Below are 14,943 nucleotides of genomic sequence, written 5' to 3'. Positions count from 1 at the left end.
CTCCACCGGAGCCACGCGCGGAGCGGGCGGGTGCATCGGTCCTTCTGAAAGGTACGTCCCAGCACATGAAGCTCTCCCTCACCCGCGTCGCTGCGCTCGGCGCCGCCGCCCTCCTCTCGATCGGCCTGGCCGCCTGCTCGAGCGCCAGCGCCACCGACACCGGTTCCGCCGCGGCCGGGACCTTCGCGGTCGACGACCAGACCCTCGTCTTCGGCGTCGTCCCCGACTCGGTCGACACGCAGACCAACTACCAGCCGCTCATGGACTACATCGCCAAGGAGACCGGCAAGAAGGTCGAATACCACGAGTCGACCGACTACGCGGCCCTCATCGAGGCGGCCGTCGCCGGCAAGATCGACGTCGCGTCCTTCTCCGGCTTCACCTACGTGACCGCGCTCAACAACGGGGCCAAGATCACGCCGATCTCGTCGATCATCACCGTCGAGGGGCAGGAGCCGGGCTACTACTCCGAGGCGATCGTCCCGAAGGACTCGTCGATCAGCAAGATCGAGGAGTTCAAGGGCAAGAAGGTCTGCTTCGTCGACCCGTCCTCGACGTCCGGGTACCTCTTCCCGAGCTACAACCTGCTCGAGGCCGGCATCGACCCCGAGCAGGACATCACCCCGGTCTTCGCCGGCAAGCACGACGTCTCGGTGACGAAGACCGCCGAGGGCGTCGAGTGCGAGGCGGGCTTCGCCGAGGACTCCGAGGTCGAGAAGAACGACGGCGTGAAGGTCATCGACCGCACGATGGTCCCCGGTGCGCCGATCGTCGAGTCCGACTCCCTGCCCGCCGACGTGAAGGAGAAGCTCGAGAAGGCCCTCTCCGAGGTCACGATCGACCAGATCATCGACTCCGGCGTGAAGAGCGCCGACAGCGACGCCTTCCGCGCGACCTTCTACGGCACCTCGCCGGTCGACGACGCGTACTACGACACCATCCGCGACATCTGCAAGAAGACCAACGCCAAGCAGTGCCAGGCCTGATCTGAGCACCGGCACGCCCTTCGACAAGCGGTTCCTGAGCTTGTCGAAGGGCGGTGGCCGGTGCTCCTTTCCAGGTCACCAAGCCCGTCGCGGTGCGACGTCCGCATCACCACCAACCTCACGAGAGGCAGCAGTCATGAGCGTCACCGAGCAGCAGGCGCGTCACACCGCACCCGACGGAGCGGAACCACTCGTGCGTCTCCGCGGGGTCACGAAGCGCTTCGACCGGACGGTCGCCCTGCAGCGCGTCGACCTCGACATCCGTCGCGGTGAGATCGTCGTCCTCCTCGGCCTGTCGGGATCCGGCAAGTCGACGCTCCTCCGTCACCTGGACGGTCTCGAGCGGCCCACCGCCGGGTCCGTCTCGGTCCTCGGCGACGAGGTGCCGGCCCTCGGGCAGCGCGCCCTGCGCCGGCTCCGCGCCCGCGTCGGGTTCGTCTTCCAGCAGTTCGAGCTGGTCCCGTCGCTCACCGTCCTCGAGAACGTCCTGACCGGTTCGCTGGCGGGCGTCCGCGGACCACGTCTCGGCATCCTCGGCTACGGCCGCAACCTGAAGATGAAGGCGCTCGGCCACCTCGATCGCGTCGGCCTCCTGGAGCGCGCCTACCAGCGCGCCGACACCCTCTCCGGTGGTCAGCAGCAGCGCGTGGCCATCGCCAGAGCGCTCATGCAGGACCCCGAGATCCTGCTCGCCGACGAGCCCGTCGCCTCCCTCGACCCGGAGTCGAGCGAGCAGGTGATGGCCCTCATCCGTGAGATCGCGATCGACCGTGGACTCACCGTCGTGTGCAGCCTGCACCAGGTCGACCTCGCGCTCTCCTGGGGCGACCGTATCGTCGGTCTCCGGCACGGCGAGGTGGTCCTCGACACCACGACCGACGGCCTGTCGAAGACCGAGGTGATGGAGATCTACGGCCGGGTCGCGACGAGCACCCGTGAGCTGCAGGCGATCGCCGTGGAGTTGGAGACCGACGAGCTGCTCGGCGACCCCGACGACGACCTCCGCGGCCTGCTCGGCGTCGAGGAGCGCGTGGGCGAGGACGAACTCCCCGACGAACCGGAGTGGGAGTTCGACGCCGATGTCGACGGCCGCGAGCCCGACGAGCTCCGTCGACCTGGCAGGACCCGCTGATGGTCGTCACCGCGCCCGCGAAGACGGCACCGCCCGCCGACCGCCCGCCCGGACTCTCCGGACCCGTCCCGGTCGGTCGGCTCCGCCCGCAGACGATCGCCGCCGTGCTCACGCTCGTCGCGCTGCTCGCGTTCTCGGTCTACTCGCTCCTCGAGGTCGGGATCTCGATCCCGAACATGGTGGCGAGCTGGGGCAACGCGGTCAACTTCTTCAACCGGGTGGGGACGATCACGTTCCCGCCGCCCGGGGAACTGCTGTCGCTCACCGCCCTGACCCTGGGGATCGTGATCTCCGGCACCGTCCTCGCTGCGGTGCTCTCCATCCCGGTCGCGTACCTCGCAGCCGCCAACACGACCCCGGGACCGGCCTGGCGCGCAGTCGGTCGGTTCATCGGCGTGCTCAGCCGTGCCGTGCCGGACGTCGTCATCGCGATGATCCTCGTGCTCATGTTCTCGCTCGGATCGCTGCCCGGCATCATCGCGATCGGGCTGCACTCCGTCGGGATGATCTCGAAGCTCTTCGCGGACGCGATCGAGCAGGTCGACGAAGGGCCGCGACTCGCGATCCGGGCAGCCGGCGGCTCGAAGCTGCAGGAGTTCACCTCGGGCGTCCTGCCGCAGGTCCTCCCGTCCTGGGTGGCCACGGTCCTCCACCGCGGCGACATCAACCTGCGCGGTTCGGTCCTGCTCGGCTACGTCGGCGTCCTCGGCCTCGGCCGTGAACTGTCGCTCGCGTTCAAGTCACTCGACTACTCGCTCGGCATCGGACTCGCGATCGTCATCTTCGCGCTGTGCGTCGTCATGGAGATCGTGTCGAGCACCGTGCGCACCGTGATGCTCGGGGTACAGCCGACCGGACGCGGACTCGGTGACCGCGTCGTGCGTCGGGTGGCCGCGGGTCGGGACGCGCGTCGCGCGGTGAATGGGAGCAGCCGGACGACCGCTGCTCCGAGCGCCGAGTCCCGGATCGCCGCTGCAGCGAAGCGACCCTGGACGCCGGCCCGCGTCCGCGACACCGTCGGTGCCTGGCTCGCCGTGGCGGTGGTGGTCTGGGGCGTCGTCGTGTCCGACATCCAGTGGGGCGACCTCGTGACGTTCTGGGCGAAGGCGCCCGACGTCCTCGCCCGTCTCTGGCCGCCGTCGTTCGGCATGCGCACGACGGAGCAGATGGTCGAGGCGATGTTCGAGACCGTCGCGATCGCCTTCGCGGCGACCCTCATCGCCCTCGTCTGCTCGATCGTCATCGGGTCCCTCGCCGCACGGAACGTCGCCCCGAACCGTGGTGTCCGCACCGGCGCCCGGTTCGCGCTCGTCGGCATCCGCGGCATCCCGGAGCTCATCCTCGCGATCCTGCTCATCGTCGTCACCGGGCTCGGTGCCCAGGCGGGGACGCTCGCGCTCGGCATCTGCGGGATCGGCCTCCTCGGCAAGCTCATCGCCGACTCCTTCGAGGAGGTCGCGCCCGGACCGGAACGGGCGCTGATCGCCGTCGGGGCGACCCGACCGCAGGTCTACGCCGCCGCGACCCTCCCGCAGGGGGCCCGCGCGCTGGTCGGGCACACCTTCTACACGCTCGACACGAACATCCGCGCCGCGACCATGCTCGGCATCGTCGGCGGAGGCGGCATCGGCTACTACCTGATCCAGGCGGACCAGGGCGGGAACTACGACCAGGTCACGGCCATCGTGCTGATGATCCTCGCGGTGGTCCTCGTCGTCGAGGGCATCGCCATGTGGATGCGGAGGGTGTTCTCGTGAACGGACGACGGATGAGCGGCGGGGTGTCGGCGGCGCGGGTCGGCCTCGGCGTCGGCTCGCTGGGTGCTTCGGCCGATCGCGCCGATGTCGTGATCGTCGGAGGCGGCATCGTCGGGCTGTCGGCGGCGCTCGCCGCCGTTGACGCCGGTGCCGAGGTCGTGGTCGTCGAACGCGCGGCTGAAGCCCAGGGCGCGTCGGTCCGCAACTTCGGCCACCTGGCGGCGACGCCGCAGGCCGGGCTCGCCTCGCGCCTCGCCGCGCGTTCGGCCGAGATCTGGCAACGACTCGAGCAGGACGCGGGGCTGTGGGTCCGGCGTTCGGGCACGCACGTGGTCGCCCGGCACCTCGACGAGCTGCGCGTCCTCGAGGACTTCGCGGCGTCCCGTGCTCAGGCGGGTGCCGCGGCCGACGTCCGCCTGTACGACGCGGCCGAGTTCCTGCAGCAGGTGCCGATCAGCGCCGACGACGTGGTGGGCGGCGCCTGGCTGCCACGCGATCTCCAGGTGAATCCGCGTCAGGCCCTGGGCGCCGTCACGGCGTACCTGGAACGCCGCGGTGTCGAGTTCCGGCGCCGGACGACGGTGACCGGACTGCGCTCCGGCTTCGTCGACACCAGCCGCGGCGTCATCGCCGCAGGCCTCACCGTGGTCGCGGTGAACCACGACATCGACACGCTGCTGCCCGAGCTGGCCGAGCGGGCGGTCGTCCGTCGATGCGCGCTCGACATGGTCCGGGTGCGCGCCGAGCTCCCGATGCCGATGCCGGCGCCGCTCCTGACCGGGTGGTCGCTCCTGCGCTACGCGGGATTCGCCGACTCGCCCGCCATCCCGGCACTCCGGGAGCGACTGCAGCAGGACCACCCCGGGCTCGCTTCGCTCGACGTCAACCTCATGGCGACCCAGCTGCCGGACGGCTCGATCATCCTCGGCGACACCCACAGCCGCGGCGAGGCGGTCTCCCCGTTCCAGTCCGAGCACGCCTTCGACGAACTCCTCCGGGCAGGGAGCGCGCTGTTCGGGACGAGGCTCGACGTCCTCGAACGCTGGCAGGGCGTCTACGCCACCGCCCCGGAGGAGTTGCTCATCGACGAACCGACCCCGGGCGTCCGCGTGGTCGCCGCGACGACGGGCATCGGGATGACCACCGGACCCGCACTCGGCGAGCTGGCCGTCGCCGAGCACCTCGGCCCGACCTTCTCGCCGGCGCAGCCGACCAGTGTCCGCGCCGCATCAGCCCACCTTCAGAAAGGCCTCTCGTGACCAGCATCGATCGATCCCAGCAGGACAGCACCACCGCTCCCGACCCCGTCGACGACGTGGAGACCGACCTCGACGACCTCGACGAGCTGGAGGACGGGTTCGACGACGCGCACGAGGAGGACCTCCTGCTCGAACTGGTGGTCCTCGACCTCGCCGGGACGACGGTCTCGGACGACGGCGTCGTCGAGGACGCCTTCCGCGTCGCCGCCGAGACGATCGGCATCGACACCGAGGACGCGCTCGACGCGGCCATCGAGCTCGTCCGCGACACGATGGGCCAGTCGAAGCTCGACGTGTTCCTCATGCTGACCGACGGCGACGAGGCTCGAGCCGCTTCAGGCAACGCCACCTTCGAAGCGGCCTACGAGCGCCTCGTCGGCGAGGGGCGCGTCGAGGCGATCCCCGGAGCCGAGGACACGGTGCGGCGGCTCCGCGAGCTCGGCGTGGGCGTCGTGTTCACCACCGGGTTCGCCCCCGCCACGCGCGACGCGCTCCTCGCGAGCCTCGGGTGGTCCGAACTCGCCGACGACGCCCTGTCGCCCGCCGACGCCGGCCGAGGGCGTCCAGCGCCCGACCTGCCGCTGACGGCGCTCCTCCGGTTCGGTGCGAGCGCCGTCGACACCATGGTCGTCGTCGGCGACACGGCCAGCGACATGCTGTCCGGGGTGAACGCCGGCGCCGGGCTCGTCGTCGGGGTGCTCACCGGAGCGCACGACGAGGAGACGCTGCTCGAGGCGGGCGCCGACGAGATCATCACGAGCATCGCCGAGTTGCCCGCGCTGCTCGGTCTCGACTGAACGACCGACCGGGGGAACCATGCACACGACGCTCACCGCGCACGAGGGCAACGACGTCTTCATCAGACCGTCGCCGATCGCGATGGTCTGGCAGGGGCCTGGGCACCCGCACCAGGCGATGGCGGTGCCCGGGGTGACGCTCGGGCCGGGGGACGTCCTCGTCGAGGTGGAACTGGCGACCGTGTGCGGCTCCGACGTGCACACCGTCCTCGGGCACCGTGACGCCGCCACACCGCTCGTCCTCGGGCACGAACAGGTGGGACGCGTCGTGGCGGTCGGGGGACCCGTCACCGCGGTGGACGGCACCGTCCTCGTCGCTGGGATGCGGGTCGTGTGGTCGGTCGTCGTGAGCTGCGGCGTCTGCGATCGCTGCTCCGCCGGCCTGGAGCAGAAGTGCCGCAGGCTCGCGAAGTACGGGCACGACCGGGTCCACCGCGGCTGGGAGTTGAGCGGCGGGTTCGCGACCCACGTCGAACTCCTCGAGGGCACGGCCATCGTGATCGTGGGGGAGACGCCGCCCGCCGCCGTCTTCGCGCCCGCGTCCTGCGCGACGGCCACCGCGATCGCCGCACTGGATGCGGCCGGGCACGACCTGCCCGGCACGGCGGTGCTCGTGACCGGCGCCGGGATGCTCGGGTTGACCGTCGCGGCCATGGCGGCCGATGCCGGGGCGCGCGTCGTCGTGAGTGATCCGGACCCCGCCCGCCGGCTGCTCGCCGGCCGCTTCGGCGCCATCGCGACGGTCGACCCCACGATCGGCGCCGCCGAGCACCTCGACGCCGCACACCTCGCGGCGGGTGTGGAGGGCTTCCCCGTCGCCATCGAGATGTCCGGCGACGCCCGTGCCGTGGACGCCGCCATCGCGTCGCTGTCGATCGGTGGAACAGCTGTCCTCGTCGGCAGTGTGTCGCCCGGTGCACCGCTCGGCATCGACGCCGAACGCATCGTCCGACGCCTCCTCACGGTGCGCGGGGCACACAACTACCGACCGCGGGATCTGGCCCGCGCGGTCGACTTCCTCACCGGTGCGTGGCGTCGGTATCCGTTCGCCGAACTCGTCGGCCCGGAGTTCCCCTTGCAGGACGTCGACGACGCGCTCGCCGCAGCCGCGTCGGGCACCTTCCCGCGCGTCGGGGTACGACCCTGAACGGACCACGGGGTGCGCTTCGACCTGGCGCGGATCGTCCGATGAGCCAGGCGGGGTCCCGACGACGGCTCGGCGACGGCCCGCCAAGGCGGCGTGACCCCTTCGGGCGCCCCCATTCCGGGGGCCACCGCGGTCGATCCGCCGCGGATTTCCGCCGATCTCGGCTCGTGAATCCCGCCGCATGACCCACCTTGTGGGGTATCCTCGGGCCATGACGGTCACGACTCGCCACCCCGGGGTGGTCCGTGTCGGTGGTCGCCTCATGGTCGTGGATCCCTTCGCGGAACGAGGCGAGCTCACCGAGGGTCAGCAGCGCGGTCACCAGCTGCGGCGGAGGATCACCCTCCTGCTCGGTGCCTTCCTCCTCCTCACGGGCTTCGTCCTCGGTGCGACGGCGGGCGTGCTGGTCGAGTGGTGGCTCGTGCACGACGAACGCTCGTCCGTGTCACTCCCCGGCTTCGACCCGGATTGGGCGCCCGGACTCGACGTCGTCGGCGCCTTGCTCGGTGCGATCCTCGTCGCCGTCCTCCTGCTCGCGTCGGCCGAGCGACGCAACCGCCGCCGCCGACTGGACGGCGGACACCAGCCGTCGCGGTGGATCGATCCGCTCAACGATCACCTCATCGGGCTGAGTGACGACCTTCCGTGGACCTCGCTCTGGACGCTGACGCGCATGTACGCCACTGCGGAGCGGCTGCAGCGGGAGCTCGTGGAGCGCAGCGGCACACGCAGCGAGGTGGGCAGTGACGATTCATGCGATCTCGTCGAGGCACGGCTCGCGGCCGACGATGCACGCGACGCGCTCGAGAAGACGGCCACGCTCATGGGTGTCATCGTGCCGGAGGGGCCGCTGCCCGATGCGCAGGCCATCCTGGCCGACAGCGCTCGGCTCCGTGCCCGTCGGAAGACGAGCTGACCGGTACCTTCGATCAGCGACCGGTGCCGGTGAGGCGCTCGAGGAGTTCGCGGTAGCGGGCGGCCGTCTGCGTGACGATCTCGGCAGGCAGGGTGGGTGGTGTGGGCGTCGAGGCGTCGTTTTGGTCCCAGTTGTGGGCCAACCAGTTGCGGACGATCTGCTTGTCGAAACTCGCCATCCGTGCGGTGGGGTCGTCGCTCGTCAGGTAGACGTCGCGGTCCCAGTATCGGCTTGAGTCGGAGGTGAGCACTTCGTCGCCCAGCGTGATGACGCCGGTCGCCGGGTTGCGGCCGAACTCGAACTTCGTGTCGGCCAGGATGACGCCGTGACGCTCCGCCGTGAGCGATGCCGTCTCGTAGATGCCGAGTGACAGGTCCTTCAGTGCGACCGCGTCGTCCTCGCCGATGAGTTCGACCATGCGGCTGAACGAGATGTTCTCGTCGTGCTCGCCGAGCGGCGCCTTGTACGCGGGGGTGAACAGCGGCTCGGGCAGGCGATCGCCGTCGCGCAGACCCTCGGGCAGCGGGATGCCGCAGACGGTGCGGTTCGCGACGTACTCCTTCCAGCCGGAGCCGGTGAGGTAGCCGCGGACGACGCACTCGACGGGGAACATGTCGAGCTTCCTGACGAGCATCGCGCGCCCGGCGAACTCCACCGGGATGCTGGACACCGCGACGCCCGCGGCGTCGAGCTCATGATCGGGCACGAGGTGGTTCGGCACCTCGCGGAGCTGGTCGAACCACCAGAGGCTCAGGCTGGTGAGCAGATCGCCCTTGCCGGGGATGCCCGGCTCGAGGACATGGTCGAAGGCGCTCACCCGGTCGCTCGCGACGACGAGCAGGAGGTCGTCGGGGCCGGCGGCCGGCTCGTACAGGTCGCGGACCTTGCCCGAGTAGACGTGGTTCCAGGCGTTGGTCTCCGAGGGTGCGCTCACTCGTTCATTATCGCGCATGGCCTCCTCTCTGGCCGATCGTCGGCCTTGCGTCAGCGTCGACGGCAGCGTATATTCCATGTGGAATAGTTCGAGCGGAACGATGGTGGGGGTCATGGGCAAGGTCAAGCCGCTCGGTCCGCTCGCCGTCGCCGCGCTCGGGTATCTGGCCGAGCGACCCATGCACCCCTACGAGATGTACCAACTCGCGCTCCACCGCCAGGAGGACCGCGTCGTCAAGGTGAGTCCCGGCTCGCTCTACCGCGCCGTCTACGGACTCGAGGCCGACGGCCTCGTGCTCGCTTCCGGGACCGACCGCGAGGGAGCCCGTCCCGAGCGCACCACGTTCGAGATCACCGACCTCGGTCGGCACCTGCTGGGGGAGCGGCTGCGCGAGCTGCTCAGCACCCCCACGAACGAGTACCCGGAGCTCGGGCTCGCGCTGTCCGAGGCCCACGAACTGGGCGCCGAGGAGGTGCGGATGCTGCTCGAGACCCGTATCCTCCGGCAGGAGGCCGAGCTCGCCGACCTCGATCGCCGCATGACGTGGGCGCTCGAACGCGGGATCCCGCGCGTGTACTGGATCAACGTCCCCTACTCGGCCGCCATGGTGCGCGCCGAGATCGCCCACCTCGAATCGCTCCTCGCCGAGATCGCCGACGGTGCACTCGCCTGGCACGTGCCGGGGACCCGTGCGCCACTCCACGAGCAGGCGGCGACCCCGCCCGTGTCCTCTCAGCCGACACCCTCCCCGTGAACCTCCGGGACGACCGACCAGTCCGGCCGGCGGTCCCGCTCATCCTCGCGTCCCGAACGCGAACCCGTCCTCCATGCAGAAAGGGACATCATGTCCGCATCCCCCACGCCGCCGCCCGCCGGCGTCCCGTCTCCTGCGAAGGGGGCCGTGCGCCCCTGGCCGGCGCTCTGGTCCCTGGTCATCGGCTTCTTCATGATCCTCATCGACACGACCATCGTGTCCGTGGCGAACCCCGCGATCATGCGCGGCCTCGACACCGACATCAACAACGTCATCTGGGTCACGAGCGCCTACCTGCTCGCCTATGCCGTGCCGCTGCTCATCACCGGTCGTCTCGGCGACCGCTTCGGCCCGAAGAACCTCTACCTCACCGGTCTCGTCGTCTTCACCCTCGCCTCGCTCTGGTGCGGCCTGTCGGGCTCCATCGAGATGCTCATCGTCGCCCGCGTCGTGCAGGGTCTCGGTGCGGCGCTCATGACGCCGCAGACGATGGCCGTCATCACGCGCATCTTCCCGCCGGATCGCCGTGGCGCGGCCATGGGTCTCTGGGGAGCGACCGCCGGTGTCGCGACGCTCGTCGGCCCGATCCTCGGCGGCGTGCTCGTCGACGGCTTCGGGTGGGAGTGGATCTTCTTCATCAACGTGCCCGTCGGTGTCATCGGCTTCATCATGGTCTGGCGCAACGTCCCCGCGCTCGCCACGCACCCGCACAGGTTCGACGTGCTCGGGGTCGTCCTCAGCGGACTCGGGATGTTCCTCCTCGTGTTCGGCATCCAGGAGGGCCAGAGCTACGACTGGGGCACGATCACCGGTCCGATCACCGTGTGGAGTCTCATCATCGCCGGCGTCGTCGTCCTCGGCCTGTTCGTCGTGTGGCAGGCCGTCATGAAGGGTGAGCCGCTGCTCCCGCTGGCGTTGTTCCGCGATCGCAACTTCTCGGTCGGCAACCTCGCGATCTCGACGATCGGGTTCACGATCACGAGCATGTCGCTGCCGCTCGTCTTCTTCTACCAGACCGTCCGCGGCCTGACCCCGACGCAGTCCGCGCTCATGCTCGTCCCGATGGCCGTGCTCTCCGCCGGCCTCGCGCCCGTGGTCGGGCGGGCGATCGACCGCGTGAACCCGAAGTGGTTCGCGCTCGCGGGGCTCCTCCTGCTGGCCCTTGCGCTCGGCTGGTACTCGATCCTGCTCACGCCGGAGCAGCCGATCCTCTTGCTGCTCCTCCCGAGCGCCGTCCTCGGTCTCGCCAATGGCTTCATGTGGGGCCCGGTCTCCAATCTCACTACCCGAGGGCTCCCGCAGCACCAGGCCGGCGCCGGCTCAGGTGTGTTCAACACGACCCGTCAGATCGGAGCCGTCCTCGGCAGCGCCGCGATCGCCGCGCTCATCCAGGGACGTCTCGCGGCCGAGCTGCCCGCCGCTCCCGGTGGGGCGACCGGAGGCGTGAGCGAGGTGACGGGCGGCGAGCTGCCCGAGTTCCTGCACGCCGGCTTCACCACCGCGATGGCCCAGTCGCTGCTCCTGCCCGCAGCGTTGGCGCTCGTGGGCGCCGTCGTGGTGCTGTTCTTCCAGAAGCCGAAGGCGGCGTCCTGGTCGACCCCGGAGACCCAGCACGGTCAAGCGACCGCAGCGGCCGAGGCGGCGAGTCGCGCAGCCGCCGAGTGACGCGTTCGGAGCGACGACACCGGGTCGGCTCAGGGATCGACGAGGTCGCTGACCGTCCTGGTGCCGCCGTTCCAGAATCGGAGGCCGAGGACCCGTCCGTCCGGGTACGGGCCGATCGCAGCCAAGGTGTCGAGCGCTGTGGCCGTCTGCTCCCGGGTCAGCCGACGGGAGAGCGTGACGTGCGGCGTCCAGAACCCCGGCCGAGTGTGGTCGAAGGCGCCCTGGACCAGCGCGGCGATCCGGTCGTGCAGCTCGAGCAGAGCCACCCCTGGGACGACACCGAGCGCGAGGACCGCGCCCGACCGACGAGGGAAGAACAGCGGGGCGCCGAGGCGGACGGGGAACGGTCGGAAGTCGGGTCGTCCCTGCAGCTCCAGCGTCGCCCCGGCGGCCAGGGTGACATGCGGACGGTTGCTGGCACCCTGATGGGTGGACAAGCTCGGCAGGCCGGCCTCGGCCAGGGCACGCCATCGAGCCCGGACGGCCGCGTCGAGCTCGTCGTCGAAGGTCACGTCGATACTGTCCGTCATCAGTCGGTCGGCACCGGCCAGACGTCGTCGAGCGTCGCCGGGTCGTCGGGGAAGATGCCGCTGTAGAGCTCCGGCGCTTTGGCGAGGAGCTTGGACCGGTGGGAGCGATGGACGTCGGCCCGCCCGAGCCACGGCGGCAGCTCGAAGTCGTCCGCCTCGTAGGCTCCGAAGTCGTCCGGGGCGTCGGCGAGTGCCAGCAGGGTCTTCTCGAGGCAGGTGTCGGCGTGACCTCGGCCGACCCAGACCGCGCAGGTGGCGACCTGGTAGTCCATGAGCGCGGGCCGATACCCTCGCCACATCGCCGTCACCGGATGATGCTGCCAGCCGTACCCCGGGACGATGAGCGCCTTCATCACCTGCAGCGTCTCCACCCGCTGCTTGCCCAACCGCTTGTCGTCGAGGACCTCGGCACTCGCCAGGAAGTCGGGGTAGGGGAGGAACGTCTGCACCCTCCCAGTCAACACGGCGGCAGCGCCCGTCGACAGGGCTTGCGGTCCTGGACCGCCTCAGTCGACGGGGAAAAACGGGAAGACGGCTGCGGCGAAGGATCGCGGCTGCTCCACCCAGGGGTAGTGTCCGCACCCGTCGAGCACGATGGCCTGGCCAAGGGGGAACCGCTGCGCGAGGGCGACGACGGGCGCGAGTCCCGTCAGGCCGTCCTCGGAACCCGCGACCACGAGCACGGGTGCCGTGACGGTTCGGAGGGCGTCGCGGATGTCCTCGACCTCGTCGATCGTGGGGGTGTGCACGAACGCGTCCTGCGCGGCCGGGTGCCAGGCGCCCAGGCGCTCGTGTTCGCGGGCGGTGTCGTCCCACTCGCCCCAGGCGATGGGCGCCACCGCCGGGAACAAGCGGTTCCCCGACGCGGAGTCCGGGGCCGCGAGCAGTTCGGGCAGCGCCTCGAGGAAGCCGGGATACCAGTCCTCCGCCGCGTGTCGGGCGATGATCTCCGCGCTGTCGTCGTCCGTGTCGACGAGCCAGGTGGCGGGTGGCGTGATGAGGCACAGGCGGTCGAGCCGGTGCGGGTAGCGCGCTGCGTAGCTCACGGCGACGCGGGTACCGGCGGAGTGCCCGAGGAGTTCGAGGCGGTCGACGTCCAGCCAGCGACGCACGGCCTCGACGTCCTCGGCGAGTTCCGGCCAGCTCGCCGCCGCGGTCGACGACCCGCTCTCGGACCGTCCGACCCCGCGCTGGTGCAGCAGGATGAGGCGACGCCTGGTGCTCAGGCCCGCGAGATCACCGAGGTAGGCCGGGTGACGCGCCGGACCGCCGGCGAGGACGACGAGGGGCGGCAAGGCGTCGTCGCCGATCACGTCCACGTGCAGCCTGGTGCCGTCGTGACTCTCGACGACGGCCGACGACCCGGTTCCCGCTGCTGCGCTCATCCGGGCCGCGATCAGGAGACGCGTGCGGCGATGTCGGTGCGGTACTGACCGCCCTCGAGTTCGATGCGCGACAGCGCCTCGTACGCACGTCCGCGTGCCTCCGGGAACGTGGATCCGAGGGCCACGACGTTGAGGACGCGGCCGCCGGTGGCGACCAGGCCACCGTCGACGTCGGCCGTGGCCGCGTGGACGAGGTGGACCCCCTCGACGGCGACGGCGACGTCGAGGCCGGTGATGCTCCGGCCGGTGACGGGCGTCTCGGGGTAGTTCTGGCTCGCGAGCACCACCGTCACCGCGCTCGCCTCGGCGAACGCGGGCCGTGGCTGCTGGTCGAGCGTGCCGGTGGCCGAGCCGAGCAGGAGCGCCGACAGCGGGGTGACGAGCCGGGGGAGGACGACCTGCGTCTCCGGGTCGCCGAAGCGTGCATTGAACTCGATCACGCGGATCCCGCGCTCCGTGAGGATGAGCCCGGCGTAGAGGAGGCCCTGGAACGGGTTTCCCTCCGACGCCAGCTGCCGCACGACGGGGACGGCGACGGTCTCGAGGACCTCGTCGACGAAGGCCGTCTCGCTCCCGAAGCGGTTGTCGAGCCAGGGCAGCGGGGAGTAGGCGCCCATCCCGCCGGTGTTCGGGCCGGCGTCGCCGTCGAGCAGTCGCTTGTAGTCCTGCGCGGGGGAGAGCGGGAGCACCGTCTCGCCGTCGGTGATGAAGAAGAGGGAGACCTCCTGGCCGTCGAGGAACTCCTCGACGAGGACGCCGCCGTAGCCGAGCCAGTTGGTGGCGTGCTGGATGGCCGCGTCGCGGTCGTGGGTGACGAGGACGCCCTTGCCCGCCGCGAGGCCGTCGGCCTTGACGACGTACGGGGCACCGAAGTCGTCGAGCGCGGCGATCGCCGCGTCGAGGTCCTCGGCGCGGATCGCGCGACCAGTGGGCACGCCGGCCTCGTCCATGATCCGCTTCGCGAAGGACTTCGAGCCCTCGAGCGCGGCCGCCGAGCGGTTGGGGCCGAAGACCGGGATGCCTGCGGCGCGCAGCTTGTCGGCCACGCCGGCGACGAGCGGGGCCTCGGGCCCGATGACGACGAGATCGACCGCTTCGTCGCGGGCGAAGTCGCGCACGATCGAGGGGTTCTCCTGGTCGATGCCGACCACGGTCACGTCGCCCGCGATGCCCGCGTTGCCGGGGGCGGCGATGATGTGGTGCCCGGCCTCTTCGGAGAGGAGAGCCTTGATGATGGCGTGCTCGCGAGCACCGGAACCGAGGACGAGGATCTTCACCCGTCTAGCTTAAGGCGCAATGGCCTAGCCTCGAATGCATGGCCAGACCCAGGATCACGGACGCCGTCGGTCGCGCTGCCCTGGAGCAGGCACTCGGGGACGCACCGGCATCGCGCACGGACACGGCGACCGCGGTCCGCTACCTGTTGGAGCTCCTCGTCGAGCGGGCACCCGGCAACACCGTCGAGGTGCGGGTGCCGCCGTTCGGCGCGGTGCAGTGCATCGAGGGCCCCCGCCACACCCGAGGCACGCCGCCGAACGTCATCGAGATGGATGCGCCGACCTGGCTCGCCCTCGCCTCAGGCCGCATCGACTGGACCACGGCGATGGCCGGCGGCACGGTGCACGCGTCCGGCCAACGCGCGGACCTCACGGGCCTCGTGCCACTGCTGCTGCCGCGCTGA

15 protein-coding genes are annotated in these 14,943 nt (G+C 70.8%); 10 read left to right on the top strand and 5 right to left on the bottom strand.

Features of this window, described 5'->3' with window-relative positions:
• Window positions 1-65 precede the first annotated feature (65 nt).
• From BIU99_RS17885 to BIU99_RS17855, 7 genes are all read left to right on the top strand, one after another.
• The gene (locus tag BIU99_RS17885) at window positions 66-986 is read left to right on the top strand and encodes a phosphate/phosphite/phosphonate ABC transporter substrate-binding protein (RefSeq protein ID WP_071262421.1); all 921 of its coding nucleotides are present in this window, start codon (window positions 66-68) and stop codon (window positions 984-986) included.
• A gap of 136 nt (window positions 987-1,122) precedes the next feature.
• Window positions 1,123-2,118 (top strand): phosphonate ABC transporter ATP-binding protein, encoded by a 996-nt coding sequence (gene phnC / locus BIU99_RS17880; protein WP_079001426.1) that lies wholly within the window; start codon window positions 1,123-1,125, stop codon window positions 2,116-2,118.
• Window positions 2,118-3,875 (top strand): phosphonate ABC transporter, permease protein PhnE, encoded by a 1,758-nt coding sequence (gene phnE, locus BIU99_RS17875; protein ID WP_064294193.1) that lies wholly within the window; start codon window positions 2,118-2,120, stop codon window positions 3,873-3,875. Before phnC ends, phnE begins: the two co-directional genes overlap by 1 nt.
• Window positions 3,872-5,134, top strand: a complete 1,263-nt coding sequence (locus BIU99_RS17870; protein WP_254773651.1) for a TIGR03364 family FAD-dependent oxidoreductase — start codon at window positions 3,872-3,874, stop codon at window positions 5,132-5,134. The genes phnE and BIU99_RS17870 overlap by 4 nt, the downstream gene beginning before the upstream one ends.
• The gene (locus tag BIU99_RS17865; protein ID WP_231884278.1) at window positions 5,131-5,931 is read left to right on the top strand and encodes an HAD family hydrolase; all 801 of its coding nucleotides are present in this window, start codon (window positions 5,131-5,133) and stop codon (window positions 5,929-5,931) included. The genes BIU99_RS17870 and BIU99_RS17865 overlap by 4 nt, the downstream gene beginning before the upstream one ends.
• A gap of 19 nt (window positions 5,932-5,950) precedes the next feature.
• Window positions 5,951-7,078: a zinc-binding dehydrogenase gene (locus tag BIU99_RS17860; RefSeq protein ID WP_064294194.1), complete on the top strand. Its 1,128-nt coding sequence runs from the start codon at window positions 5,951-5,953 to the stop codon at window positions 7,076-7,078.
• Window positions 7,079-7,289: 211 nt separating this feature from the next.
• On the top strand, window positions 7,290-7,994 hold the full coding sequence (locus BIU99_RS17855) for a hypothetical protein (RefSeq protein ID WP_139205499.1): 705 nt from the start codon (window positions 7,290-7,292) through the stop codon (window positions 7,992-7,994).
• A gap of 13 nt (window positions 7,995-8,007) precedes the next feature.
• On the opposite strand, the gene BIU99_RS17850 is transcribed toward BIU99_RS17855, so the two are convergent.
• Window positions 8,008-8,946, bottom strand: coding sequence for a phosphoribosylaminoimidazolesuccinocarboxamide synthase (locus tag BIU99_RS17850; protein ID WP_071262420.1), 939 nt, complete (start codon window positions 8,944-8,946; stop codon window positions 8,008-8,010).
• Window positions 8,947-9,040: 94 nt separating this feature from the next.
• On the opposite strand from BIU99_RS17850, the gene BIU99_RS17845 reads away from it, so the two are divergent.
• Both BIU99_RS17845 and BIU99_RS17840 read left to right on the top strand, forming a co-directional pair.
• Window positions 9,041-9,682 carry a PadR family transcriptional regulator gene (locus BIU99_RS17845; protein ID WP_064294197.1) on the top strand — a complete coding sequence of 214 codons (642 nt, stop codon included), beginning with the start codon at window positions 9,041-9,043 and terminating at the stop codon, window positions 9,680-9,682.
• Between the two features lie 90 nt (window positions 9,683-9,772).
• Window positions 9,773-11,347, top strand: a complete 1,575-nt coding sequence (locus tag BIU99_RS17840) for a DHA2 family efflux MFS transporter permease subunit (RefSeq protein WP_071262419.1) — start codon at window positions 9,773-9,775, stop codon at window positions 11,345-11,347.
• Window positions 11,348-11,376: 29 nt separating this feature from the next.
• Here the strand turns inward: BIU99_RS17840 and BIU99_RS17835 are convergent, their stop codons facing one another.
• Genes BIU99_RS17835 through purD form a run of 4 tightly spaced genes read right to left on the bottom strand, consistent with a single transcriptional unit; the run spans window position 11,377 to window position 14,539 of the window.
• Window positions 11,377-11,877 carry a 2'-5' RNA ligase family protein gene (locus BIU99_RS17835; protein ID WP_064294199.1) on the bottom strand — a complete coding sequence of 167 codons (501 nt, stop codon included), beginning with the start codon at window positions 11,875-11,877 and terminating at the stop codon, window positions 11,377-11,379.
• Entirely contained in the window at window positions 11,877-12,326 is a 450-nt protein-coding gene (locus BIU99_RS17830; RefSeq protein WP_071262418.1) for an MSMEG_6728 family protein, read from the bottom strand. The genes BIU99_RS17835 and BIU99_RS17830 overlap by 1 nt, the downstream gene beginning before the upstream one ends.
• Window positions 12,327-12,383: 57 nt before the next feature.
• Window positions 12,384-13,262: an alpha/beta fold hydrolase gene (locus tag BIU99_RS17825; RefSeq protein WP_064294201.1), complete on the bottom strand. Its 879-nt coding sequence runs from the start codon at window positions 13,260-13,262 to the stop codon at window positions 12,384-12,386.
• Between the two features lie 11 nt (window positions 13,263-13,273).
• Entirely contained in the window at window positions 13,274-14,539 is a 1,266-nt protein-coding gene (purD, locus tag BIU99_RS17820; RefSeq protein ID WP_071262417.1) for a phosphoribosylamine--glycine ligase, read from the bottom strand.
• 38 nt (window positions 14,540-14,577) lie between these two features.
• On the opposite strand from purD, the gene BIU99_RS17815 reads away from it, so the two are divergent.
• Window positions 14,578-14,943 carry a sterol carrier family protein gene (locus tag BIU99_RS17815; protein ID WP_064294203.1) on the top strand — a complete coding sequence of 122 codons (366 nt, stop codon included), beginning with the start codon at window positions 14,578-14,580 and terminating at the stop codon, window positions 14,941-14,943.

It is taken from the genome of Plantibacter sp. MMLR14_011, from assembly GCF_001865025.1.
GTDB classification, from domain to species: domain Bacteria; phylum Actinomycetota; class Actinomycetes; order Actinomycetales; family Microbacteriaceae; genus Plantibacter; species Plantibacter flavus_A.
Note: the sequence above shows the minus strand (reverse complement) of the source record. Positions and strands in the feature narration are given on the sequence as shown.

What these genes read in the sequence shown, in the direction of transcription:
- BIU99_RS17815 (WP_064294203.1), top strand. Translation starts at nt 14,578, where the DNA reads ATGGCCAGACCCAGGATCACGGACGCCGTCGGTCGCGCTGCCCTGGAG.
- BIU99_RS17885 (WP_071262421.1), top strand. Translation starts at nt 66, where the DNA reads ATGAAGCTCTCCCTCACCCGCGTCGCTGCGCTCGGCGCCGCCGCCCTC.
- BIU99_RS17835 (WP_064294199.1), bottom strand. Translation starts at nt 11,877, where the DNA reads ATGACGGACAGTATCGACGTGACCTTCGACGACGAGCTCGACGCGGCC.
- BIU99_RS17825 (WP_064294201.1), bottom strand. Translation starts at nt 13,262, where the DNA reads ATGAGCGCAGCAGCGGGAACCGGGTCGTCGGCCGTCGTCGAGAGTCAC.
- phnE (WP_064294193.1), top strand. Translation starts at nt 2,118, where the DNA reads ATGGTCGTCACCGCGCCCGCGAAGACGGCACCGCCCGCCGACCGCCCG.
- BIU99_RS17850 (WP_071262420.1), bottom strand. Translation starts at nt 8,946, where the DNA reads ATGCGCGATAATGAACGAGTGAGCGCACCCTCGGAGACCAACGCCTGG.
- BIU99_RS17855 (WP_139205499.1), top strand. Translation starts at nt 7,290, where the DNA reads ATGACGGTCACGACTCGCCACCCCGGGGTGGTCCGTGTCGGTGGTCGC.
- BIU99_RS17860 (WP_064294194.1), top strand. Translation starts at nt 5,951, where the DNA reads ATGCACACGACGCTCACCGCGCACGAGGGCAACGACGTCTTCATCAGA.
- phnC (WP_079001426.1), top strand. Translation starts at nt 1,123, where the DNA reads ATGAGCGTCACCGAGCAGCAGGCGCGTCACACCGCACCCGACGGAGCG.
- BIU99_RS17840 (WP_071262419.1), top strand. Translation starts at nt 9,773, where the DNA reads ATGTCCGCATCCCCCACGCCGCCGCCCGCCGGCGTCCCGTCTCCTGCG.
- BIU99_RS17845 (WP_064294197.1), top strand. Translation starts at nt 9,041, where the DNA reads ATGGGCAAGGTCAAGCCGCTCGGTCCGCTCGCCGTCGCCGCGCTCGGG.